Raw genomic sequence first — 24,402 nt, 5'->3', positions numbered from 1 at the left:
GGGCGGGGAATCGCAGGATTCGGGGGCTCACGAAACGGGGGCTCCGGCGGAGCCTCATGGGACGATGACGTTCACCCTGCGCGTCCTGCAGACGCCCGCGGGCGTTCCGGGGATCGACCCGCGGCGCCTCGAACCGTCCGCCTGTCCGTTCGCCATCGGCCGGGCGCCGGACAACGACTGGATCCTCGCCGATCCCGACCGCCACATCTCCAAGGTGCATTGCCGGATCGAGAACGGACCCGATGGCCTGTACCTCGTGGACCTGTCGAGCAACGGGGTGTTCTTCGCCGCCGAGACGCGCCCCGTCGGACGGGACCAGCGGCGCCTCCTCGGGCCGGGCGACGTCTTCCGCATCGGGGATTATCGCATCGCCCTCGATCGGACCGCCGACGCGACCCTGCCGGACCCGCGCGGCGGGACGGACCAGATCGCGCCCGGCACCGCCGAGGGCGTGACCGGGATCCTCGCCGGCACCAGCGAGGCGAGCGAGGGCCGCGCCGCGCGCAGCCTCGGCGGCAGCGCCAGCGACTGGCTCTCGACCCTGCCGGGCGGGGCCGTCGATGCGCAGGTCGTGCAGCCCTTCGGCTGGCAGGCTCCGCCCGCGACGTCCCTGACGGACGAGCCCGAGGCCATGCTCCAGCCGTTGAGCGACTTCGCCAGCCGCAGCGAGCACCTCTCGCCGGTGAGCGAGGCGCTGCAGCTCGGCGGCGTCCGGGCGATCCTGCCGGCCGACTGGGATCTGGGCGACGATGCGCCGCCCGCGTCGGGCGCCGCCGCGGGACCCGACTGGGGCGATGCGCAGGCCGCCCTGGTGGAAGGCGCCGGCCTCGGCGGCCTGATGCCGGAGCGCGTCGCGCCCGCCCGCGACCGCGCCGCGATGGTCCGCAGCGGGCAGATCCTGCGTCGCCTCATCGACGTCCTCGCCGCCCTCGAGGCGGTGCATCGCACCGCCGAACGCGACCTCGGCCTGTCCGACCGGGAGACGTCGGGGGCCGACCTCGCCTCCCTGTTCGCCGCCGCCCTCGCGACGGGGGATGCCGGGGCGACGGACGAACTCACCGGCCGCCTCGCCCGCCTCGCCCAGGCGAGCCGTGCCCTCGGCCTCTCCGTCGGCGAGGCCGCCGCCGATCTCGGCGCGCAGATCCAGCCCGAATTCCTCGAGGACGCGGCCCGCGAGCGGACCCGCCTCGCCGTGGGCCCGCTCCTGCGCGCCGCCTCGTGGGACCGCTACGTCGCCCTTCACGCCAACCTCTGCGGCGCACCCGACGCCCCCGCGGCCGACGTCGTGCTGACGCCGCTGCGTCGGGCCTACGCCCGCAGGACCTGACAGAGCCCCGGAGCCCCGATCCATGCTGAGCGAGAACCGTGTGGTCTGGTCGGAGGGCATGTTCCTCCGCGTCCAGCACTTCCAGCAGGCGGACCGCTGGACGGAACGCTTCGTGCGCGGCCTGACGCGGGACCTCGCGCCCTATCCCTGGGGCTTCTCGGACATCGGCATCAATCGCGAGACCCTCGGCGCCGGGCGCTTCGCGGTCGCGCACGCCCGGGGCATCTTCCCCGATGGAACCCCCTTCGAGGCGCCCGGCGACGCCGACCTCCCGCCGCCCCTCGAATTGCTGCCCGGCACCCGCGACGTCACGATCTACCTCGCGATTCCCATGCGCCAGCCGGGAAGTCCCGAGATCGGCGCCGAGCGCCGCGAGGACGCCGCCACCCGCCTGCGGCGGACCGCCTACGACGCGCCGGACGCCAACGGCGACAGCTTCACGAGCGCGAGCCTCGAAGTGGGGCGCCTGCGCCTCGCCTATGCCCCGTCGAACGGACCGCTCGCGGGCACAGAACGCCTCGCCGTCGCCCGGGTGGTCGAGGTCCGCTCCGACCTCAGCATCGTCCTCGACGACCGGTTCATCGCGCCCTGCCTCAACTGCGCCGCGCAGGCGCCCCTGGCCGCCCTCGTCAACGAGCTGCAGGGTCTCGTCTCGCATCGGGCCGAAGCCATCGCGGCCCGGATCGCCGACCCGACGGTGCGCGGCACCGCCGAGGTCGCCGACTTCCTGCTCCTCCAGGCCCTGAACCGGGCCGATCCACCCCTGCGCCACGCGGCGGCCCAGGCGGGTCGTCTGCCGCCGGAGGCGTTCTACGGCTTCTGCCTCGCCCTGGCGGGCGAACTCGCGACCTTCACGGCGCCCTCGAAGCGCGCCACGCGCTTTCCCGACTATTCCCACGAGGATCTGGCGGCGACGTTCGCGGCGGTCTTCTCCGACCTGCGGGCGGCGCTCTCCGCACTCCTGGATCAGGTGGCCGTGCCCATCGACCTGCAGGAGCGCCGTCACGGCGTGCGGGTGGGCGCGATCAACGACCGCTCCCTGCTGCTCGGCGCCGGGTTCGTCCTCGCCGTGCGCGCCAACATGCCGGCCGAGAGCCTGCGGCGGTCCTTGCCGAACCAGGTCAAGATCGGTCCCGTCGAGCAGATCGCCCAGCTCGTCAACGTCGCCCTGCCGGGCATCGCGGTCAGGCCCCTGGCCGTCGCGCCGCGCCAGCTCCCCTATCGCGGCGGCACGGTCTACTTCGAGCTCGACACCACCGGCCCGCTCTGGCGGGAACTCGAGCATTCGAGTGCGGTCGCCATCCACCTCGCCGGCAATTTCCCCGATCTCGAACTCGAACTGTGGGCGATCAAGGGCTGAGCGCGAAACACGCAAACGGTGTCTGTTCTGTTTTATGCGATCCTCGGTAGAATTTCTCTTGGGACGGGCGGTGGTTCTGGCGCAGTGTCGCGGGTGACCTCGGCCGTGCGCGGAGCGGTCGGCCGCGGCCCTCGCCCGCGGGCCGTCGCGAGCCGGTGGACGACCTTGGAGCGAGCGGGAGCGAACGGTGTCGGAAGCTGAGGCCCGCGGGCTTGCGGGCGAATCCACGGTGGTCAAGCCGACGCCCGGCGGGGTGCGTCCCCAGCCCGTGCTCCGGGTGGACCCGCAGCCGGCGGCGGCCCCCCCGGACGCGGCCATCGAGACCCTCGGCAGCCTCGATCTCGCCCGGTCCGGCGTGCCCCCGATGGTGGCGGCCGCCCTGCCGATCCTCAGCCTCGTCGGACGCCTGCGCAGCCTGTCGAGCCCGCCAGATCTCGAGGCCCTGCGCCTCAAGGTGATCGCCGCCGTCAAGGCCTTCGAAGCGGCGATCCTCGGCGTCGCGGTCACGCGCGAGCGGGCGCAGGCGGCGCATTACGCCCTCTGCGCGACGGTGGACGACGTGGTGCTGAACTCGTCCTGGGGCGCCTACAGCCTGTGGGCGCGGCAGGGCATGGTCTCGACCTTCCACACCGACGTGACGGGCGGTGAGCGCTTCTTCGACCTCCTAGCGCACCTGCACAAGGACCCCGGCTCGAACCGGGACGTGCTGCTGCTCATGTACCACTGCCTCTCCCTCGGCTTCGAGGGGCGGATGCGGGTGCATCCGCAGGGGCATCTCGAGATCGGGCGTATCCGGGAGGGGCTCTACCGCACCCTGCGCGGGCCGGTGGAGCGCGAACTGTCGCCCGAGTGGCGCGGCGTCGATGCGCGCCTGCCCCCGATCCGCGGGCAGCTCCTGCTCTGGGCGGGGGCCGGACTCGGCATCCTCGCCCTCGCGGGCCTGTTCCTCGCCCTGCAATGGGCCGTCAACCGGCGCTCGGACGCGACCTTCGCGGCCTTTCTCGCCGCGCCGCCGCGCGGGACGCCGAGCCTGCGTCGCGTGCCGTCGGCCCGGGCTCCGGCGGAACCGATCGCCGAAGCGCCCCCGGCATCCGACACGTCCCTCGCGGCCGGGCTCGGGCGCGTGCTGAAGCCGGAGATCGACCGGGGCGCCATCGACGTCGAGCCGAGCGGCTCCGGCGCGATCGTGCGCATCCGCAACGTCGGACTGTTCGAGTCGGGCAGCGCGACGGTGGCTCCCGCCTTCGTCCAGCTCTTCGAGCGCGTCGGCGCGGCGATCCGGACGGACGACGTCACGGTGCAGGTGGTCGGGCACACCGACAACGTCCCGATCCAGACCGTGCGGTTCCCCTCGAACTACCAGCTCTCCGTCGCCCGCGCCGAGGCCGTGGCGGCCATCCTCGGCCGCTCCATCGGCAGCGACGCGATCCGGGCCGAGGGCCGCGGCGAGGCGCAGCCGATCCGCCCGAACGACTCTGCCGAGAACATCGCCATGAACAACACCCGCGAGGGACGGGCCGAGAACCGGCGCACCGAACTCCTGATCCGCCGCAACACGCCGGCCCGGGGCGTGTCGGACGGTCCTGCATCGGACGGTCCTGCATCGGGCGCACCGGCCCCGGGACCGTCGAGGGCGGGAGCCACGCCATGAACATCCTCAACTGGATCTACGAGATCCGGTCCTACGCGACGACCTATGCCAGCCGGGTCAAGGCCTGGTGGCTGGTCGCCCTGATCTGGGCGCTCGTCGCCGCCTGCGTGGTGTTCTTCTACGGCGACGGCGTCTCGTTCGGCCGCTGGCGGCCGTTCGAGCGCTTCGAGACCCGCCTGTACGCGGTGGGGGCGATCGCCGTCGGCTTCGTGCTCTACTGCCTCGTCCGCCTCGTCCGGGGCCAGCGGCGCGACGCGGCGCTCATCGACGCGGTCGCGGCCGGGGCCGAGGCCGATCCCGCCCGGGCCGCGGCCGACGACGTCGCCGAACTGAAGTCGCGGCTGCGCGACGCCCTGAAGCTCCTGCGCAAGACCATGGGGCGCGCCTCCGTCTACGCGCTGCCCTGGTACGCGCTGATCGGCCCGCCCGGCTCCGGCAAGACCACGGCCCTGCGCAATTCCGGCCTGCGCTTTCCCCTCGCCGACAGTGTCGGCGAATCCGTCGAGGGCGTCGGCGGCACCCGCCACTGCGACTGGTGGTTCACGGACGAGGCCATCCTGATCGACACCGCCGGGCGCTACACCGCGCAGGAGGGCGACGGCGAGGCCGATGCGGCGGGCTGGCGCGGGTTCCTCACGCTGCTGCGCAAGCACCGGCGGCGCCAGCCCCTCAACGGCGCCATCGTGATGGTCGGGATGGACCTGCTGGTACAGGCCTCCGCCACCGAGCGGCTGCATCACGCCCGGACGATCCGCAAGCGCCTGCGGGAACTCGACGAGGCCTTCGGCCTTCGCGTGCCGGTCTATCTCGTGCTGACCAAGGCGGACCGCCTCGCCGGATTCACGGCCTTCTTCGACGACATGGCCCGGACCGGCCGCGAGCAGGTCTGGGGCGTCACCCTGCCGCCGCCGCGCGGCGGGATCGAGGGCCGCGACCTCGCCGACCGGTTCGGCTCCGCCTTCGACCGGCTCGTCGGACGCCTCGACCAACTCCTCCTCGACCGGTTGCAGGCCGAGACGGACCCCGAGCGGCGCGCGCAGATCTTCGCTTTTCCGAGCCAGCTCGCCCTCATCGCCGAGCCGCTCCACGAGACCATCGGCGAGATCGCGGCGTCCTCGCGCTTCGACGCCCCGCCGCGGCTGCGCGGCCTCTACCTCGCCTCGGCCGAGCAGAGCGGCAGCGGCCTCGACCTCGTGACGCGTTCGGCGAGCCAGCGCTTCGCCATCGACCTGCCGCGCTTCGGTGCCGCTTCGGCGGACGGGCAGCACAGCTACTTCCTCGCGCGCCTGCTGCGGGAGGTGGTCTTCAACGAGGCGAACCTCGTCTCGACCAATCCGGCCCTGGAGCGCCGCCGCAGGATCCTGCGCTCCGCGGCGGGCGGCCTGGCCGCGGCCCTCGTCCTCGGCCTGTCCCTGACCTGGCTCGTCGCCTACCTGCGCCAGGAGCGGATGCTCTCGGACACCGATGCGCGCCTCGCCGTCTACACCGCCGGGGCCGGGACCCTGCCCGTCGAGGCCGTGGCGGATACCGACTTCGTGCGCGCCGAAGTGGTGCTGAGCCAGGCCCGCGATGCGGCCACGCCCTTCACCGAGGCCGGCACTCCGCGTCTGCTCGATACCTTCGACCAGGCGGAGAAGATCTCGGCCGGGCGGGCCAACCTCTACGAGCGCGCCCTGACGGGCTTCCTGCTGCCGCGCATCCTGGTCGCGCTCGGGAACACCCTGCGCGAGGCCGGCGCGGCCGGGGACGCCGACGCTGCCCCGAGACCGAACCCGGACGCGCCGGTGGTGCCGAGAGGAATGTCCAGGCCGCCCGCCGCCGTGGCGCGGGAGGCCGTCCCGGGCGTGGCCGGCGCAGCTTCGCCGAGGCTGGTCCGCGAATCGATCCAGGCCGGTGTCGCCGACTTGGGTGCCAAGGACGCGGGGAGCAAGGACGCGGTAAGCAAGGACAGGGGCGCGAAGGATGCGGATGCCGGATCGGCCGGAGCCGATATCGGCGAGACCCTGCGCCTCTACCGCATGCTCGGCGGCGCCGACTCCCTCGACAAGCCCTTCGCCGACGCGCGGCTCGAGGGGCTGTTCGCGCGGCTCTACCCGGAGGAGAAGCACGCGGTCCTGCGGACGAGCCTCGACGGGCACGTCGCGGCGATGCTGGCGCGTCCCCTGGTGCCGATCGCCCTCGACGAGACCCTCATCGCGGGAGCCGAGGGCAAGGCGCAGGTGGTCGATCTCGCCCGCCGCTGGAGCCAGGCCGGCGAGCAGGCCTGCCGCGCCGCGACGGACAGGCGCTTCCCGTTCGATCGGAATGCGGCGGCCGATACGCCGCTGGGGGAGTTCGCCGCGGTGTTCGGACCGGAGGGCGTCTTCGCCACCTTCTTCCGCACCCACATGGCGGATGCCGTCGACGGGACGGGGAAGCCCTGGCGATGGCGATCGGCGGGCAGCGCCGCCCTCCTGCGCAGCTTCGAGGATGCGGACGAGATCCGGCAGGCCTTTTTTCCGGCGGCCGGGGCGCAGCCCGCCTTGGCCTTCGAGGTGACACCGATTCGCCTCGATCCCGAGGCGACGGCCGCCTCGTTCGTCAGCGACGGCCAGGAGGCGGCCTTCTCGCGCGGCAGCGCGCGCCCCCTGCGTTTCACCTGGCCGACGCCGGGCCTCGCCGGCCCGGCGGCGCGGGTGAGCGTGCAGCCGGGCGCCCCGGAGGCCCTCTCCTTCACCGGACCCTGGGCCCTGCTCCGGCTCCTCGATGCCGGCCGCGCGGAGGCCGTCGCGCCGGACCGGACCCGGGTGACCTACGGCACGGCGAGCCACGCCGTGACCTTCGAGATCCGCAGCCTGGCGCTGCCGAGTCCGTTCGGGCTCGCGGCCCTGCGGAGCTTCCGCTGCCCGAGGTTTCCATGACGGGGGGGCGTGGCCCATGCCCGTGAAGCGCGCAGCCGGCGCCGCGCCGCCCGGCCCGCCGCAGCTCGGCTTCTTCGGCAAGGTCCCGACCCGGGGCGACTTCGTGAACCGCCGCCTGGGTCAGGCCCTGCAGGCCGCCCTCGACCAATGGCTGTCCCGCGCCATCGTGACGAGCCGGCGCCAGCTCGGAACGGAGTGGTTGCCGACCTATCTCGTCGCCCCGGTCTGGCGCTTCGTCGCCGGCCCCGGGACCCTCGGGCCGCATGCCACGGCCGGCGTCCTGATGCCCTCCGTCGACCGGGTCGGTCGCTATTTCCCCCTGGTGATCGCCCTCGAACTTCCGGGCTTGGCCAGCCCGTGGCGGCTCGTGCGCGCCGCCGAAGCCTGGTTCGACGGTGTCGAGGCCCTGGCCCGGAGCTGTCTCGACGACGCTTACGATTTCGAGGCCTTCGAGGAGGCCGTGCGCGCGTTCGGCCCGCCGGCCCCGATACCGGACGAGCCGGCCCGGCCGAACCCGAGCCGCTTCGCGCGCGACGGCGCGGATGGCCCGATCCAGGCCTATGCCGACGCCGTCGAGGCGATGCTGGCGGGGACGAACCGACCCTTCTCCGCCTGGTGGACGCGAGGCTCGAGCACCGTGGCGCCGTCCCTGCTCCTCCATGACGCGGCGCCGGAACCCGAGCAGTTCGCCGCCCTGCTCGACGGGCGCTGGCGCGAATGGGGCTGGCACGAGGGCCTGCGGGCCGGGCCGCCCGCCGCGTCGAAGCCCGCCGGGCCCCCGGAACCGGAGCCCGATCCGGGGCTGGTCAAGCTCGTCGGCGCCGCCCGGTCGCACAAGGGGACGCGGCGGCGGCGCAACGACGATGCCGTGGTGAACCGGTCGGACCTCGGCCTGTGGGCGGTGGTCGACGGCGCCGGCGGCCATGCGGCGGCGGACTACGCGGCCGGCGTCGTCGCCGACCGGCTGGAAGCGATGCCGGCCCCCCTCGGCCGCGCGCCGGAGCGGGCGGAGATCGACCATCTCCTCCTGGAGGCGAACGCCGCCCTGCGGGCTCGTGCCCGCCGGCTCGGGCCCGAGGAGATCGTGGCGGCCGTCGTGGTGGCGCTCCTCGTCCACCGGGGCCGCTACGCCGTGGTCTGGGTCGGGGACAGCCGCGCCTATCTCCTGCGCGGCCATGCGCTCCGGCCCCTGACGCAGGACCACGTGACCCGCGAGGGCCGCAGGATGGTCACCCGTGCGGTCGGGGCGGAGGATGCGTTCGCGGCGGACTGGGTCGAGGGGACGATCCGGCCGGGGGACCGCTTCGTCCTGTGCAGCGACGGGCTGGTCGGAGCGCTCGGCGAGGCCGGGCTCGGCCACGCCGTCGGTCACGGCACCCCGCAGGAGGCCGTCGGAAGCGCCATCGACGACGCGCTGATCGCCGGTGCGCGCGACAACATCTCGGCCGTCGTCGTCGATGTCGTCGGCGCCGATGGTTGAGGCGGCGAACGTGGAGGGCGAGGCCGCCCGGCGTGAAACCCTGCGGGTTCAGGTGCGGCTCGACGCCCTGGTCCAGGCCATCGTCGCCGGTGGCGACGGCCGTCCGCGCCTCGAACCCGAGCGACGGGCGCTGGTGGACGCGGCGCGCGCCGCCCTCGACCGCCTCGGCGACGGCGGCTCCGCCCTGGCGCAGGCGTCGCGCGCGCAGCCTTCCGCCGCGCCGGACACGCCGGACACCGCCTCGCTCAGCCCCGATACGGTCCTGGCCAACACCTACGTGGTGCGCGACCGCATTGGACGGGGCGGGATCGCCGAGATCTACCAGGTCCGCCATCGCGAGTTGCGGCGCGACCACGCCGTGAAGATCCTGCGGCCGGATCGCGTCCGCGATCCGGTCATCGCCCGTCTCCACGTCGCCGAGGCCCGCACGCTGATGAGCCTGCGCCACGAGGCCATCCCGCAGGTGCGCGATCTGCTGCGGCACGCCGACGGCCGCGCCTTCATCGTCATGGACCTGCTCCACGGCGAGACGCTGGCACGGGCGATCTGGGCCCGGGGGGGCCTGGCACCGGACGAGGTCGCGGTCCTGGCCCGGCGCATCGCCGGCGCCCTCGCGGCCGTTCATGCGGCCGGCTTCGTGCACGGCGATCTTTCGCCCGAGAACGTGATGCTGTGCGGTGGTGCCGCGGGCGCCACGCTGATCGATTTCGGCGTCGCCCGGAGGATCGGCGAGCCCGATCCGGAGATCGCGTTCGCGGGCAAGTGGTCCGTCGCCGCCCCCGAGCAGCTCGACGGGCAGCCCGGCGGTCCGGCCGCGGACCTCTTCGCCCTCGGCCTCCTCCTCGCCTGCGCCGCGCGGGGCGAGCGGCCGCCCCTCGGCACCGATCGCGAGAGCGCGCGGGCGGCGCGGCTGCGGCCGCCGGACAGCGGCCTCGACGGCCGGTTGGGGCGCCTGGTGCGGGCCCTGCTGCGCGCCGATCCGGACCGCCGGCCCTCGGCGGAGGAGGTCCTGTCGCGGCTCGGTGCGGGCGGCTGGCTGCCGCGCGTGTTGCGGCGGCGCTGACGCGCGAGCGAGCCGCGCGAGCGTCCGGCCGGACGACACCCGGCGTCGGGCTCAGTGTGCGCCCCGCATGGGATCGTGCACCGACTGATCGGCGTCGCGCTCGGCGGGCAGCTGGCGCAGCCAGGCGTTCCAGCCGAGGGACGGGGCGGCCGGGCCGAGTCGGCACTCGGGCACGTCGTCCTTGCGCAGGATGATCTGGACGTCGAAGTCGAGGCCGGGGTCCATGTAGAGCCGCACGAGCTCCACCAGTTCCGCCATCCGCGTCCCGTCGGGCGCGAAGGCCGCGAAGGTCGCCGCGTCGAGGGGCCCCACCACCACCCGGAAGGTGCTGGAGGCATCCATGATCCCCGAGCCCGCGACGGCATCGACGCCGAGGCGTCCGAAGGCCGGGTTCGGCCCGGCGAGGCGGCTCTGCTCGGCGGGGGCGATGGGCAGCCACCGTGCGATGAACGGCGCGACCCGGATCGGCGTGCCGAGCCGGTCGGCCAGGAGCACTTCGAGGCCCGCGGCCGAGCGCACGTCCCGCCCGAGCAGGCCCGCATAGGGCAGGAGTTCGGCGTCCGGGGTGGCGAGCCGGCCCCGATGCGACGGCAGGCCGAGGCCCATGAGGGCGCGCAACGCCTCCGTCATGCGGTTGGCCCCGCCGCTACCGCGGCGCGCCACCAGGGCCGGAAGCCGATACTTCTCGGAGGTGTCGAGGAAGGCCGTCGTGATCCGGGCGACGAATACGTCGAAGAAGGCCGCGAAGCCCGGATTGCGCGCCTTGCGTTCCTTGAGCGCCACCTCGGTGTAGATCGGCGGCAGCGGGCCGAGGGGGCCGGCGAGCCCGACGAAGGCGATCTCGGGAATCCCGCTCCGGTCCAGGCCGAAGCGACCGCCCGGCACGAGGGGCGTGGCGACGTGCCGGCTCGTCAGGGCGCCCGTCGCGAGGGGCCGATCGGCCGGGGCCTCCGCCTCGTCCGGCGCGGGCCCGGGGCCGAACGCCTCGACGAGGCGCAAGCCCTCGAACGGCTCGAAGCGGTCGATCTCGGCGGCGAGCTTGTCGCCGAGCCGCTCCGGGACGGCCTTTCCATCGCGCGGGCTCATACGAGCGGCCGGGCGCCGGAGCGGGCGGGCCATGTCTTCAGCACCCGGGAGGCCCCGCGCATCCGCACGGTCAGGCGCGTGAAGCTGTTGAGGTTGACGTAGAGGCCGAAGAAACGGTCGAGCACCTGCCCGAGCAGGAAGGCCGCGCCCGGATCGATGTAGCGGCGGTCCATCTCCACCTCGATGTCGAGGCCGCGTGCGAGACCGCCCTCGGCCACCCGCGCCGTCGCGCGCCGGTGCGTGACGGACACGATCCCGTCGATGAGGGTGCGGGTCTCCGGCGCATCGCGAAAGTCGTAGAGCCGCAGGATCTCGCGTAGCGCCTCCGGTCCGCCCTCGCCGTTGGAGAGCGACAGGTGGTTGAGCGTCAGGTGCGAGATCAGCCGCCACAGGAGGCCGTCGCCCGGCGTGAGCCGCAGGGTGGCGGTGAAGGGCGTCAGGGCTTTCAGGCGCCCGACCTCGCCCGGTCCGCGCAGCACCGTGAGGACCGGGTGCTCGCCGCCATAGGGCAGGCGGGCGGGCAGGTCCCGGTTGATGCAGGTGGTGTCGACGGAGAGGACCGCATCCGTGGGCGAGGCCGGGGAGGCAGCCGCATCGACGAGGGCGAGCCGGGCATCCGTGCCTTCGCCCCCTTCCGCCAGATGCCGGCGGCGCAGCTGCCAGTAGAGCGCGCCGACCGCGTCGTGCTGGGCCAGCGTCCGTCCGAACAGGGGACTCGCGTCGCGGGTCATCCCGGCGCGGTCGGTCAGGGTGACGCGTTCCACCGCGTAGACCTCGCGCGAGGCGTGCCTACGCGCGTCGGGCACGAGAGCGTACTCGCTCGCCACCTGGGTGAGCATGATCGGTTCGGCGCGCTGCTCGAACAGGTTGACGACCGGCGTGCAGGCGAGGGCGAAGGTTCCGGCGGTGCAGGCCCGTTCGAGCTCCTGCGCATGCCGGCCGAGATAGAAGAAGATCTCCAAGCGGTTGCCGGCCCGCCGCAGGGTCTTCGCCGAGAGGCGCGACAGGTCGAGGAAGAGGAACTTCTGCGGATAGGCGAAGAACTCCGTCAGCAGGCGGTAGGCCGGATGCGACCGCGGCGCGGGCGGCAGCACCGCTTCGGCGGGTTCGAACCCCACCGCGCGGATCGCGTCCGGCCCGATGAAGACGGCTCCCCCGTCCTCGGCGTGATCCGCGAGGGCGATCTCGAGGCAGTCGTTGAGCAGGAGTTCGTAGAGCGCCACCGCCGGCTGCCAGGGCGCCCGCAGGTAGAAGCGCAGGCGGTCGACGCCGAGATCCGTGAAGGTCACGCCCGGATCGACGGTCTCCAGGACGATCCGCAGGCTGGCGGGCGCCTCGACATGCGGGCAGGGCGGCGCGACGAGGGGGCGCCCGGTCAGGGCGACCGAGGCGACCCTGACGGGCCAGAGCTCCACGTCCTGCGTGGTCCGGAACCGGCAGACGTCGCCCTCCAGCACCTCGCTCTCGACCACGGCGCCGCGCGGCAGGGTGATGACCTCCTTGAGGTCTGGCGGGAACGCCACCTGCGTCACGGCGAGCGCCGGGATCGGCGCGAGGTAGTGCGGATAGAGGAATTCGAGCAGTGTCTCGGTGAGCTCGGGAAAGTCGTCGTCGAGCTTGAGCCGCAGGCGCGCGGCGATGAAGGCGAAGCTCTCGATCAGCCGGGCCACATGGGGATCGTCGATGGCATCCGGCGACAGCCGCAGCCGCCCGGCGATCTTCGGATGCCGCTCGGCGAACCGGCCGCCGAGGCCGCGCAGGGCCTCGAGTTCGGAATTGTAGAAGCCGTAGAGGCGGTCGTTCACGGGGGCGCTCTCCAGGCTCGGACGGTAGAAAACCTACACCGGACGATCGGTCGAATCACGGAAAATCGCGCCGGTCTGCTTGGTTGTGCAGGGACATGGACGATGATGGTCTTCATGAGATCGTCGCAAATACAGATTTGTACTTCCGATCCGGCCAGAGGTACACGTGCTGGGTCGCGCAGCAATCGATCCCGGACGTCCTGTTGTGCCGAGCCGTCCCGTCCCTGAACCAGCGATCCGTATTCTATGCGACCCTGGGTTGTCTTGAGGACGTGGTTCCGAGCCGGTGAAGCGTGCCCGCGGATGTTCGACCGCCGGGCGCCCACGCTGTCGTTTCCCTGCGGGGATCGCGCTTTCTCATGCGAAGACATAGGCTCGGGATGCGACCCGGGGCGATCGCGGCGCACCGATCGCGGTGCCTGGTGCACTCGCCTTCCTGTGCGGCGACCCGGACCCACCCGGCCATGTCCACCTTCGCGAGCTGCCTCCCCGGGCGCGGCGGGCGGCCGGACAACGGCGCCGCCGCGAATCCCGCGCGCGTCGGTGAACGCGTCCGGGCCTACCCGTACGACGCGGCCCGAGGATACCACGGGGGATGAAGATGCCACGGAGGATGAGGATACCACGGGGGATGAGGACATCAGGGGGATGAAGCCTGTTAGCACGATCTCACCGCTGCCTTGGCCCACGGCGCCGGCCGGACACTTGCGGATCTCTCCCTGCGACGACCTCCAAGGCGCGTTTGGGGGGTGTTCTGCTTCGCCCGTCTATCGCCGCGGCCATGCCCGCCGGTATCGCGGCGTCTGCCGTCAGCCGCTCACGGCGGCGGCGCCTCGGTAGGCTTGGGCGGCGTGGCGGGCGGGTAGGCGGTCGCCCGCGCCGAACAGCTTGTTTCTGAACGAGCCCGGCGCGTAGGCGGTCTTGTACAGGCCGCGGTCCTGAAGCTCGGGGATCACGAGATCGATGAAGTCCGAGAAGCTTTCCGGCACGACGATGCGGCTGAGGTTGAACCCGTCCACTTCGCCCTCCTCGACCCAGGATTGCAGTTCGTCCGCGATGGACGTGGCGTCCCCGGTCAGCACCGCGTAGCGGCCGCCGAGGCCGAGTTCCGCAAGGAGGTCGCGTTTGGTCAGCCCGCGCTTGGCCGCAGCCGCGGTGGCCGACTGGATCGCGTTGCCGGGGACGTAGGGGATCGGCTCGTCGAGGCCGTAGCGGGCGAAATCGATGCCGGTGGAGGCGGAGAAATGCGCGAGCCCGGCCTCGGCGCTGGCGTAGCGCATGTACTCGGCGCGCTTATCCTCCGCTTCGGCACGGGTGCGGCCGGGGATGGCGGCGATGCCGATGAACACCTTCACGTCCTGTGGGTCGCGCCCGGCGGCGGCGGCCTCTGCCCGGATCGCCCGGACGGCGTCTCGGGCCGCCGCCTTGTCCCGCGCCGAGATGAACACGCACTCGGCGTGTCGCCCGGCGAAGGCGCGGCCCCGGCCGGAGGCGCCCGCTTGATAGAGCACGGGCGTCCGCTGCGGCGAGGGTTCGCACAGGTGGTAGCCGTCGACGGAAAGAAACTCGCCGCGATGGGAGACCGGCCGGATCAACGCGGGATCGCCGAACACCCGTGCCCCGCGGTCCCGGCGTACCGCCGCGTCGTCCCAGCTTCCCTCCCAGAGCTTGTAGAGCACCTCCAGATACTCATCGGCGTAATCGTAGCGGCGGTCGTGCACCGGAAGGGTCTCGCCCCGGCCGCGATGGGCGCTCTCGAGATAGCCGGTGACGATGTTCCAGCCGACCCGCCCGCCGGTGAGATGGTCGAGCGTCGAGAGGCGCCGGGCGAAGGTGTAGGGCGCTTCCGCGAAGACGTTGACGGTGACGCCGAAGCCGAGATGCTCCGTCACCGCCGCCATGGCCGGAACGATCAGCGTCGGGTCGTTAACCGGCAGTTGCACGGCTTCCCGTGCCGTCACGTCGATGCCGCCGCCGTAGACGTCGTAGACGCCGAGGATGTCGGCGATGAACATCCCGTCGAACAGGCCGCGTTCCAGGAGCTTGGCCTGGTCCGTCCAGTAGCGCAGCGTGTTGTACTCGGCCGAGCGGTCGCGCGGATGGGTCCAGAGGCCGTGGTTGATGTGACCGACGCAGTTCATGTTGAACGCGTTGAGCCGGATCTGCTTGGCGGCGCCCGTCATCGTGCCCGGAGCCTCCGCACCACGCTGTCGCCCGCGAACTGCACGAGGCAGACGAGGACGATGAGGATCGCGATCACCACCGACATCACCGTGGTGTCGAAGCGCTGGTAGCCGTAGCGGATCGCCACGTCGCCGAGCCCACCCGCGCCGACCGCGCCGGCCACGGCCGAGGCCCCGATCATCGACACGATCGTGATGGTGAAGCCGCCGACGATTCCCGGAAGCGCCTCGGGCAGCAGCACGTGGAGCAGGATGTGGCGTCGGCGGCAGCCGATGGACTGGGCCGCCTCGACCAGTCCGGGATCGACCTGCCGCAGCGAGACCTCGGCGATTCGCGCGAAGAAGGGTGTCGCGCTGACCGCGAGGGGAACGATGGCCGCCCAGACACCGATCGTGGTTCCCACGACGAGCCGCGTGAACGGGATCAGCGCGACCAGGAGCACGATGAAGGGCACGGCGCGAAAGCCGTTCACGAGAAGGCCGACGAAGCGGTTCGTCCGCGGTGCCGGGAAGATGCCGCCCGGCCCGGAGGTGACGAGGAACAGTGCGAGCGGGATGCCGACGGCCACCGCGATTCCCGCCGAGACGCCCACCATGAACATCGTGTCGAACACCGCCTGCCAGAGGCGGTCAATCATCTGCGGCGACATAGCCGATCCCCTCGACGGTGACCCCGATGGCTCTCAGGCGGGCCTCTGCCTGCCGGTTCTCGGCGGCGATCAGCAGGCGGCCGACGGCGTGTCCCTGGATGCGCTCGACGCTCGCCTGCAGGAGCCGCAGCGGGCCGCCCGTCGCCGCGACGAGGGCCGACAGGTCGGGGGCAGACCCCCCGGAATAGGTGATCCGCAGGACGGCCTGGGCGCCCGGGACGGGATGCGGCACGAGCCGCTCCGCCAGATCGTCGGGCAGGTCGCGGGTGAGGGGCGCGAGCAGGGCCCGCGTCGCCGGGTGTTCCGGGGCGCCGAACACGCGCCAGACCGGACCGGACTCGGCGATCCGCCCGGCTTCCAGCACTACGACGTCCGTGCAGATCTCGCGGATCACGCTCATCTCGTGGGTGATGAGGATGATGGTCAGGCCGAGCCGCCGGTTGATATCCCGCAGCAGGCCCAGGATCGACAGGGTGGTCTCCGGGTCGAGGGCCGAGGTCGCCTCGTCGCAGAGGAGGATCTCGGGGTCGCTGACCAGGGCGCGGGCGATGCCGACGCGCTGTTTCTGCCCGCCCGAGAGGCGCGACGGATAGGCCTCCGCCTTGCCTTCGAGACCGACGAGGCGCAGCACCGCTTCCACCCGGCCTTCGATCTCCGACGGGCGGATTCCGGCCACCTTGAGCGGCAGGGCCACGTTCTGCCGGACGGTCTTGGCCGACAGCAGGTTGAAGTGCTGGAAGATCATGCCGGTGCGGCGGCGCAGGGCCACGAGGCCGTCCGTCCGGAGGGCCTCGATGGGCTCGTCGTCGACCAGCACCCGTCCCGACGTCGGCGCCTCCAGACGGTTGACGGTTCGGAGCAAGGTCGACTTGCCGGCACCCGAGCGGCCGATGATGCCGAGGATCGCGCCGGACGGAACGTCGAGGCTGACGTCGTCGAGGGCACGGACCTCGCCACCCGCAGAGCGATATGTCTTCGAGACGTTCTCGAACCGCACGGTGCCGGTGCAGCGCCGGCCCGCTTCGGTCCGGGCGGCGGGGATCGCGTCCAGGCCGATCGCCTTCGACCGGGCCGAACCCGTCGCCCCGAGGCAATCCAAAGCCAGGCTCACCATGGTCAGTTCTGCCACGCGAGCAGGTACAGCTTCTCGCTGCCGGCGAACGATGTGTGGATCTGCTGCTTCACGGCCTCGGAGTTCTGGAAGATCTGGACGAATCTTCGGATGGTCGGATCGTCCTTGCGGGTGGCTTTCGTGACGAAGTTTACGGCGAACAGCTTGTCCTCGATCCCGGAATAGATCAGCCCGCTCTTCGGGTCGAAGGCCCCGGCGGCGACGATGAAATGCGGGTAGCCCTGGGCGAGATCGACGTCGCCGGTGATCCGCACCAATTGCGGACCCTCGACCTCGGTGAATTTCAGCTTCTTCGGGTTCTCGACGATGTCGTCGACGGTACCGAGGAAGCCGACACCGTCCTTGAGCTTGATGAGGCCGGCCTTCTGCAGCAGCAGCAGGCCTCGGCCCTGGTTCACCGGGTCGTTGGCGATGGCGACCTTGCCCCCCGCCGGGATCCCGTCGAAGCTCTTATGCTTGAGCGAGAACAGCCCGATGTTCTGCAGGATGCCGAGCCCGACGATGTCGAACCGGTAGCCTTTCTGCTTCGCGGCGTTCTCCATGAAGGGGCGATGCTGGAAGAAGTTCAGGTCGATGTCGCCGGCATCGAGGGCGACGTTGGGCGTCGTCCAGTCGCTGAACTCGATCACCTTCACGGTGATGCCCTGCGCCTTGGCCTCCTTGGCGGCCGCGGTGATGGCGTCGCTGTAGGCGCCCGGCACGGTACCGATCGTCAAGGTCTCGGCCTGGGCCGCCATCGTACCCATGGAAAAAAGGGCGATGGCGAGGGTCTTCAGGAAGCGCATCGGTCGTGGACTCCGGTCGCCCAACTCGGCGAAGGCAGGGCAGGATGGGACTATCGACGTGTGGGGGGCAGTTTCACCCCCGCCGGTCAGGACGGGCGGACAGGGACGACCGAGCCGCGGTAGCGGTGGCCGATGAACCCAGCGACTTCGGCCGAGGTCAGCAGGGTTCCGAGACGCAGCACGCGGGAATCCTTCGCCAAGCCCTCGGTGGTGACGAGGACGTTCGCATACGGGTTGCCCTCGGCGGCTTCGAGGGCCAACGCATCCCGCGCGGGCTCCAGCCCCGCTTCCAACGCGTAGTTGCCGTTGATCACCGCGAGCGCCACGTCGTCGAGGGAGCGCGGCAGTTGCGGAGGTGCGATCTCGACGAAGCGGAAGTTCTTCGGGTTCTCGACGATGTCGTCCACGGTCGCGGCCACGCCCGCGTCCCTCGCCCGCAGTCGGATCAAGCCGTTCGCTTGAAGCAGCGACAGCCCGCGGCCGGTGTTGGAGACGCTGTTCGACAGGGCGACGGCACCGCCACTCGGGAGGGCCGCGAGCGACGTGGCGCGGCGGCTATACAATCCCAGGGGCTCGACATGCACCGCCGCGACGACGGCGAAGCGCATCCCCATGGCGGCTTCCTCCGAGCGGAGGAAGGGGACGTGCTGGAAGAAGTTGGCATCGGCGTCGCCGTCACGCAGCAGGGCATTCGGGCGCAGATCGCCCGAGATCTCGATGATCTTCAGAGGCAGTTCGGGGGCGAGCTTTTCGCCGACGAATTCGAGGATCTCCGTATGCGGCAGCGAGGAGGCGACGACCCGCAGGGGCGTCGATGCGGCGCGGGCCGGTGCGATGCTCAGGGCCAGGGCGCCGGACAGGAAGACGCGACGGGTCGGTGCAAGCACGGCGCACGCTTCTCGCTGTTGTTAGAAAAAGGAAAGACGATCTCTGTATCTCCAAAGGAACGGCTCGCATCAAGAGTACTGAATATCAAAATATTGCCACTTCTCAGACTGTTGTTTTCACGCGCCGTGCTCGAAGCGCATCGATCTTCTCCCTGCACGACGCCGAGACGAGCCTTGCCGACGAAACTTCGTGTCGCGTCGGCTTGGGCTTCCAGACAGATTCGACACAGCGCTCAGCACCGTCAGTACCGGCGAACGGCGATTCTTCGATTCCGTGCGCTGGTCGGCGACCCAGGCCCGCTTCTTCTACTCGGCGACCGTCTCCGGGGTGATCCCGTCGCGTCGAAGGCGCCCCCGGGCGTTTGTCGGTTGCCGCTTCCGGCAGGCGTGCCGCCTGCGCCAGACCGCCCCGACCCGCATCCACCTCGTGGAACGCCGCCCCGTTCAGGGCCAGATCGTCATCGAAGCGCTCCGCCAGTCCGTCGCCGCGCCTCCGTCACCTGACCGTTGGTATCGTAGCCGTAGGTGGTCGGGCCCCAGCGCGCCTCCGCGATCGATACCGGCTCGAAGGTCCGGTTCCAGCCGTAGACCCGCCCCGGTGCTGGCTCGGACCTCGCCTCCGGCCCCCCTGCGCGCGCCGCCACCTGGCAGATCGGCCGACACACCGCGTCATAGAGCGTCTCTGCGAAGGCTTCATCGGCGGGGTGATCGCCCCCAGGTGGACGGGATGCGACGCTACGAATTGACCGGTGCGCAGTGGGAGCCGATCGCTCCGCTGCTGCCTCCGCAGCAGCTTCGCACGGGCCCTTCTTCCGAGGACCACCGGCAAATTCTGAACACTACGCGGTGGATCTTGCGGAGCGGCGCACCCTGGGCGGATCTGCCGGCGCGCTATGGTGCTGTCGGGACCGGGTCGAGCCGGTTCCATCGCGGGCGGTAGGCCAGCCGTGTTCGACCGGGTGCGGCGGCGCCTGCAGGCGCAAGCCGATGCCCGAGGCGACCTCGACTGGGACCTGCACTTCGTGGACACCACGGTGGTGCGCGTCCACCAGCACGCCGGTCCGGCGCCATTGGGGGATGAGGGCACGGTCGAAGGCGGGGGGCGCCCCTGAGCGCAGCCAGGGCGGGTTGTCGACCAAGCTGCCTCTGCGCGCCGAAGGCGGTTGTGCACCCAGCACTACGGTGCTGATGGCGGGCGAGCGCCACGAGCGATTCGCCCTGGCATCAGCATGCTCTGGCTCACATGACTTTGCAGAGACGCCTTCGCCGCTGGGCTTCACGCGCCTGCGCTTCTGCCCACGATACGGTTTCACTTTTCGAAGAGAATGATCGTGACGAGGCGGGGCAGCGCCTCGCACTTGAACCTGCCAGGATCAACTGCGCCGACGAATGGCAGCCGTGATTCGAAACCCGTTACCTGTGACAAAACGGGCGACAGGTCGATCAACGACGCCATGGGGAGGTTGAAACGCGGGGCCGAATCATAAGCGAGACCAATGGCTTGATGATTGGCGCACCCGACACGATTCGAACGTGTGACCTTTGCCTTCGGAGGGCAGACGAGATGGGTTTTCCGGTGCTTCCGCTGAATTGCCCGAGCTTTCCATAGGCCTATCACACCAGCGTTTTCTGCCGTTCGAGTAAGGCAAGGCTCACTCCGGTAATTTCGCGCTTTTTCCGCCCGCTGCTTCCGGTATGCTTCCGGTAGCAGCCTTCGCCTCGCGGCACGGATCACGGATGAAGCTGACGAAGAAGGCCGTCGAGGCGTTGGAGCCGAGGGCAACCGACTATCTTGAGTTCGACGATGGGCTGGCCGGGTTCGGTGTCCGCGTCTGGCCGTCCGGCCGCAAAACCTACGTTGCGCAGTATCGAGCCGGCGGCCGCACCCGTCGGGTGAAGATCGGCAACCACGGGCCTCTGACCGTCGAGGAAGCTCGCAACGAAGCCAGGGGCATTCTTGGCGACGTGGCGCGCGGTGAGGATCCGGCAGAGGACCGCGCAACGAAGCGAGCATCCCTCACCGTCGCCGAACTGTGCGACCGCTACCTGGAGGCCACGGACGCCGGTCTCGTCATGGGCAAGGGCGGCAAAGCGAAAAAGGCGTCCACTCTCTACGTCGACCGGGGCAGGATTGAGCGGCACATCAAGCCGCTGCTGGGCAAGAAGCTCGTCGGTGAACTGACGCAGCCGGACGTGCAGCGCTTTGTGAGCGACGTTCAGGCCGGCAAGACGGCGGCCATCGTCAAGACGGGCCTACGCGGCAAGGCGGTGGTCGAGGGTGGGGCAGGCACGGCCGCTCGCACCGTGGGATTGCTGGGCGGCATCCTCAGCTTCGCGATCAGCGAGCGCGTCATCACCATCAATCCCGCGGCAGGGGTTCGAAAGCCGGCCGGCAAAAGGCGGACGCGCCGCCTGAGTGCCGAAGAGTACGGCGCCTTGGGCAAGGCGATCGCGGAGATGCTTGAGGGCGCCGAGGAGCGATGGCAGGCCGCCGCCGGTGTTCGCCTCTTAGCCCTGACCGGCTGCCGCCTGGGCGAGATCGTGAAGCTGCAGTGGTCCGAGGTGGATCGCGCCGGCCACTGCCTGCGGCTGGAGGATTCAAAGGAGGGCGCGTCGGTGCGGCCAGTGGGCAGCGCCGTGCTGGCACTTTTGGACGGGCTACAGCGGGCGCCAGGCTCGCCCTACGTCCTGCCAGCCGCACGGGGTTCCGGAGCCTTCACCAGCCTCGACGATGCCCTGGAGCGGATCATGGTGCGTGCTTGCTTGGAGGGCGTCACCGCTCACACGCTGCGGCACTCGTTCGCTTCGACGGCAGGGGATCTCGGATACAGCGACTCGACGATCGGCGCGATGCTCGGCCACGCCGGCAGCACCGTCACCAGCCGGTACGTGCATCACCTCGACGCCGTGCTGATCGCCGCGGCCGACAGCGTGGCCGCTCGGATCGCGGGGGCTCTCACGGCGACTGGAGCCTCTGAAAGCTGAAAACCGTTCCCCGTTACGCCGTTTCGATGGGGAACAAGGGGTACACGGGGAACAGTATCCGCAAGCTGTTGTTTCAATTGTGATTTTCTTGTTCCCCAAGCTGTTCCCCAAGCCGCAGGGCTTTGGAGAACATGGGGAACAGATAGCGGCCGCGGGCCAATCCCCACAGAACTTAGGGGTGCGGAGAGATTTCGCAAATGCTACACAAACACAAGGCCAAATTCTGAATCAACGAGAGCACCAATGGCAAAATCAATTAGTATTTTCAATAATAAAGGCGGCGTCGGCAAGACAACTTATATGTATCACATCGCAAACCTTCTTGCGAGAGATGGTCTTACTGTATTAATGGTCGACTGCGATCCACAGTGCAATCTAACGTCTTACTCAATGCGTGATGGTGCGGTTAGGCACGCATGGAGAGACACAGGGAACAGTATATTCCAAAACATACTTCCAGTTTATCGTACAACAGGGGATATCAGAAATCGAGCACCAACAAAAATTCGGGATGAATACGAGCTATACCTCGTCCCAGGCGATATGAGACTCAGTGACTTTGAAGATCGTCTCGGCGACACGTGGAACAGCGCGAAGGGCGGCAGCGAACCTGATTTGCGGGCCCAGTCAGCAATTCATCGCTATATTGAATTTGCGAGCGCTAGCGTTGGGGCCGATCTTGTACTGATAGATTTGGGTCCAAATCTTGGTGCACTCAATAGGGCAACATTGGCGTCAAGCGACTATTTTATCACTCCTGTAGCCCCCGATCTATTTTCGATCCAGGGCACCGAAAATCTTGGAAACAAACTCGTTGGTTGGAGGCGTGAATGGAACCAGTGCAATGCAGCTTGGACGGGTGGTGCAAGCCTGTCAATTCCCGCCGGACGCCCGTCTTATCTTGGCTATGTGGTCCAGATGCATAATCAGCGCTCCACCGGTGCTTCGGGTATGACTGCTGGGTGGCGAATCTATGGGAGCCGACTAGAGCCTGCAATCAGGGCAAATATCGTAGCAAAGCTGCCAAGCGATCAAGTTGTATCATGGGAAGACGAAATCTATAAACTGGGACAAATCCCGAATCTACATAGTCTTATTCCGTACTCGCTCAATGCTAGACTTCCGGTGTACGATCTCCGGTCATCTCATGGATTGACCGGCGCGCATATTAAAACCGCAGCAGATTCAGACGAGCACTTCGAACAGATCGTACAAACTTTGAAAAATGTAGCAAGTTGGCCCTGATACTCAGGCTTCTTCAAATTAATGGAGAGGCACTCATTGCAAAATGGGCGTCTCTCCACTAAAATTTACGTATTATCTTTGCATGGTACGAGGATCATGAGCCCGCAGGCGGCTTCAGTCCCCCCATAAGCCCCTCCCATTTCGCCCGACCTGCCGCTTTTTCCTCGGGCGATCGGTATGGCTGTAGCTCTGCCCTCGTAAAATCGAAGGCACCGACATTCAATATGGTCACCTGCTCATGCTCGCCGTACCCCTGGCAGACTTTGATGAGCGGTAGGGCGACCTCCACCACCTCGCCTACCCAGGTTGCCTGCTCCCTATCGAAACCAGTTGTGAAACGGTAGTCACGGCCCTGCTCGAACATGAAGCACCTCACTCGTTAATCCCGCCACACCCGTCACAGCAACATAGCTAATCATCCGGAGATCTTTCTTCGAAAATGTCGGATACGGTACTTAGTTGGCCGTATGCCCATACCCGATGAGCCTGATCGTCATGTCCATTGTCTACATCGAAGCCGAGCATCGCACCTATATGCCATAGAGACTTGCCGAGCTTCTCTGACAGGTAGCTATCGAGATCTCCGGCTTCGGATCGGGCATGATCGCGTAGGTCGCTAACTAGTGCACTGACTCAGACAGATGGTTCAGGGGCTCGGTTGAGGGCGTCGAAGATAGCGGCGGCGGGTTTGGTCCAGACGAAGGGTTTTGGCTTTCGGTGCTAGTGCACTGACTCAGACAGATGGTTCAGGGGCTCGGTTGAGGGCGTCGAAGATAGCGGCGGCGGGTTTGGTCCAGACGAAGGGTTTTGGCTTTCGGTTGTGCTCGGCGATGTAGCGTTTGATGGCCGCCTGCAGATCGACGAGGCCGGTGAAGGTCCCGCGTCGCAGCCGACGGCGCGTGAGGGCTGAGAAGAAGCCTTCGACGGCGTTGAGCCATGAGGCTGAAGTCGGGGTGAAGTGGAAGGTCCAGCGTGGATGGCGGACGAGCCAAGCGCGGACCTTTGGGTGCTTATGCACGGCGTAGTTATCTAGGATCACGTGGACGAGCTTGCCCGCCGGCACGGCCGCCTCGACCGCGTTGAGGAAGCGGATGAACTCGCCGTGGCGATGGCGCTGCATGCAGCGTCCAAGCACGGTTCCCTCCAGGACGTTCAAGGCGGCAAACAGGGTCGTTGTGCCGTGGCGGGTATAGTCGTGGGTCTGGGCGGCGGGATGTCCGGGGCCGAGCGGCCGGTCGGGACGGGTGCGCTCCAAGGCCTGGATTTGGGACTTCTCATCGATGGAGAGCACGACCGCATGGGCGGGCGGGTCCATGTAGAGACCGACCACGTCCTCTACTTTCTCGACGAAGGCCGGATCGTGCGAGCGTTTGAAGGTCCGCACCCGATGCGGTTGCAGGCGGTGCGCCTCCCAGATCCGCTGGACGGAGCGCAGCGAGATCCCAATCCGCTCGGCGACGGCGCGACCGGTCCAGTGGGTCACCTCGCCCGGCGGCTCCGAGCAGGTCAGCGCCAGCACCTCGGCCACCGCTCGAAGGGGAAGGGGCGGAATGCCGGGCGGTCGCGTCTTGTCCCGCAGCAGGCCGTCGACGCCTTCCTCACCGTAGCGCTGCTGCCAGCGCCAGACGGCGGGTCGACTGACGCCCGCGTGCCGCGCCACGTCCTGCACGCTCAGGCGCTCGGCCGAGAGCAGGATGATGCGGGCTCGCAAGATGTGCTTGAGCGGACGCGAGCGGTCGCCCGCAATTCCCGTCAACTGCGCCTTGGCCGCGTCATCGAGAAGAATGCAAACGGTCTGAGCCATCGCCCAAACTCGCACGCATCACGCCCCCCGTGAATCATCCGCTCGCGTCAGTGCACTAG

17 protein-coding genes, 1 tRNA gene and 1 pseudogene are annotated in these 24,402 nt (G+C 69.4%); 9 read left to right on the top strand and 10 right to left on the bottom strand.

What is annotated here, in order from left to right:
* Positions 1-64: 64 nt before the first annotated feature.
* The 6 genes from ASF25_RS00085 (at position 65) to ASF25_RS00060 (ending at position 9,781) form a co-directional block, all read left to right on the top strand.
* On the top strand, positions 65-1,327 hold the full coding sequence (locus ASF25_RS00085; protein ID WP_056302558.1) for an FHA domain-containing protein: 1,263 nt from the start codon (positions 65-67) through the stop codon (positions 1,325-1,327).
* Positions 1,328-1,349: 22 nt separating this feature from the next.
* Complete coding sequence (gene tssK / locus ASF25_RS00080; protein ID WP_056265776.1) at positions 1,350-2,687, top strand: type VI secretion system baseplate subunit TssK; 1,338 nt, start codon at positions 1,350-1,352, stop codon at positions 2,685-2,687.
* 187 nt (positions 2,688-2,874) lie between these two features.
* The gene (gene icmH, locus ASF25_RS00075) at positions 2,875-4,338 is read left to right on the top strand and encodes a type IVB secretion system protein IcmH/DotU (RefSeq protein ID WP_056302556.1); all 1,464 of its coding nucleotides are present in this window, start codon (positions 2,875-2,877) and stop codon (positions 4,336-4,338) included.
* Positions 4,335-7,238, top strand: coding sequence for a type VI secretion system membrane subunit TssM (tssM, locus tag ASF25_RS00070; RefSeq protein ID WP_056302554.1), 2,904 nt, complete (start codon positions 4,335-4,337; stop codon positions 7,236-7,238). The genes icmH and tssM overlap by 4 nt, the downstream gene beginning before the upstream one ends.
* A 16-nt stretch (positions 7,239-7,254) precedes the next feature.
* Positions 7,255-8,718: a type VI secretion system-associated protein TagF gene (gene tagF / locus ASF25_RS00065; RefSeq protein WP_056302551.1), complete on the top strand. Its 1,464-nt coding sequence runs from the start codon at positions 7,255-7,257 to the stop codon at positions 8,716-8,718.
* Positions 8,711-9,781, top strand: a complete 1,071-nt coding sequence (locus tag ASF25_RS00060) for a serine/threonine-protein kinase (RefSeq protein WP_056302549.1) — start codon at positions 8,711-8,713, stop codon at positions 9,779-9,781. Before tagF ends, ASF25_RS00060 begins: the two co-directional genes overlap by 8 nt.
* Positions 9,782-9,832: 51 nt before the next feature.
* Here the strand turns inward: ASF25_RS00060 and tssG are convergent, their stop codons facing one another.
* The 7 genes from tssG to ASF25_RS00025 form a co-directional block, all read right to left on the bottom strand.
* On the bottom strand, positions 9,833-10,900 hold the full coding sequence (gene tssG / locus ASF25_RS00055; protein WP_056302547.1) for a type VI secretion system baseplate subunit TssG: 1,068 nt from the start codon (positions 10,898-10,900) through the stop codon (positions 9,833-9,835).
* Complete coding sequence (gene tssF, locus ASF25_RS00050) at positions 10,864-12,672, bottom strand: type VI secretion system baseplate subunit TssF (RefSeq protein ID WP_056302545.1); 1,809 nt, start codon at positions 12,670-12,672, stop codon at positions 10,864-10,866. Before tssF ends, tssG begins: the two co-directional genes overlap by 37 nt.
* A gap of 809 nt (positions 12,673-13,481) precedes the next feature.
* Positions 13,482-14,855: an LLM class flavin-dependent oxidoreductase gene (locus tag ASF25_RS00045; protein ID WP_056302543.1), complete on the bottom strand. Its 1,374-nt coding sequence runs from the start codon at positions 14,853-14,855 to the stop codon at positions 13,482-13,484.
* Complete coding sequence (locus ASF25_RS00040) at positions 14,852-15,505, bottom strand: methionine ABC transporter permease (protein WP_056303116.1); 654 nt, start codon at positions 15,503-15,505, stop codon at positions 14,852-14,854. The genes ASF25_RS00045 and ASF25_RS00040 overlap by 4 nt, the downstream gene beginning before the upstream one ends.
* Positions 15,486-16,634 (bottom strand): ATP-binding cassette domain-containing protein, encoded by a 1,149-nt coding sequence (locus ASF25_RS00035; RefSeq protein ID WP_244472845.1) that lies wholly within the window; start codon positions 16,632-16,634, stop codon positions 15,486-15,488. Before ASF25_RS00035 ends, ASF25_RS00040 begins: the two co-directional genes overlap by 20 nt.
* The gene (locus ASF25_RS00030; RefSeq protein WP_056302541.1) at positions 16,622-17,422 is read right to left on the bottom strand and encodes a MetQ/NlpA family ABC transporter substrate-binding protein; all 801 of its coding nucleotides are present in this window, start codon (positions 17,420-17,422) and stop codon (positions 16,622-16,624) included. Before ASF25_RS00030 ends, ASF25_RS00035 begins: the two co-directional genes overlap by 13 nt.
* Before the next feature lie 86 nt (positions 17,423-17,508).
* Positions 17,509-18,309, bottom strand: coding sequence for a MetQ/NlpA family ABC transporter substrate-binding protein (locus ASF25_RS00025; protein WP_244472844.1), 801 nt, complete (start codon positions 18,307-18,309; stop codon positions 17,509-17,511).
* Between the two features lie 727 nt (positions 18,310-19,036).
* On the opposite strand from ASF25_RS00025, the pseudogene ASF25_RS00020 reads away from it, so the two are divergent.
* Positions 19,037-19,530: pseudogene (locus ASF25_RS00020) on the top strand (IS5 family transposase); the annotation flags it as partial.
* Between the two features lie 288 nt (positions 19,531-19,818).
* Here ASF25_RS00020 and ASF25_RS22380 read toward each other — a convergent pair.
* Positions 19,819-19,903, bottom strand: a tRNA-Arg gene (locus ASF25_RS22380).
* Positions 19,904-20,046: 143 nt separating this feature from the next.
* Here ASF25_RS22380 and ASF25_RS00015 point away from each other — a divergent pair.
* A complete protein-coding gene (locus ASF25_RS00015; RefSeq protein ID WP_056302539.1) occupies positions 20,047-21,294 on the top strand; it encodes a site-specific integrase in 1,248 nt (415 codons plus the stop codon).
* A gap of 243 nt (positions 21,295-21,537) precedes the next feature.
* Positions 21,538-22,539: a ParA family protein gene (locus ASF25_RS21625; RefSeq protein ID WP_082502410.1), complete on the top strand. Its 1,002-nt coding sequence runs from the start codon at positions 21,538-21,540 to the stop codon at positions 22,537-22,539.
* A 94-nt stretch (positions 22,540-22,633) separates the two neighbouring features.
* Here the strand turns inward: ASF25_RS21625 and ASF25_RS00010 are convergent, their stop codons facing one another.
* Together ASF25_RS00010 and ASF25_RS00005 are read right to left on the bottom strand one after the other, a co-directional pair.
* Positions 22,634-22,903, bottom strand: coding sequence for a hypothetical protein (locus ASF25_RS00010; protein ID WP_156368790.1), 270 nt, complete (start codon positions 22,901-22,903; stop codon positions 22,634-22,636).
* Between the two features lie 369 nt (positions 22,904-23,272).
* Positions 23,273-24,343 carry an IS630 family transposase gene (locus ASF25_RS00005; protein WP_056302536.1) on the bottom strand — a complete coding sequence of 357 codons (1,071 nt, stop codon included), beginning with the start codon at positions 24,341-24,343 and terminating at the stop codon, positions 23,273-23,275.
* Positions 24,344-24,402 lie beyond the last annotated feature (59 nt).

The sequence above is a fragment of the Methylobacterium sp. Leaf100 genome (assembly GCF_001422845.1).
Classification (GTDB): Bacteria; Pseudomonadota; Alphaproteobacteria; order Rhizobiales; family Beijerinckiaceae; genus Methylobacterium.
Note: the sequence above shows the minus strand (reverse complement) of the source record. Positions and strands in the feature narration are given on the sequence as shown.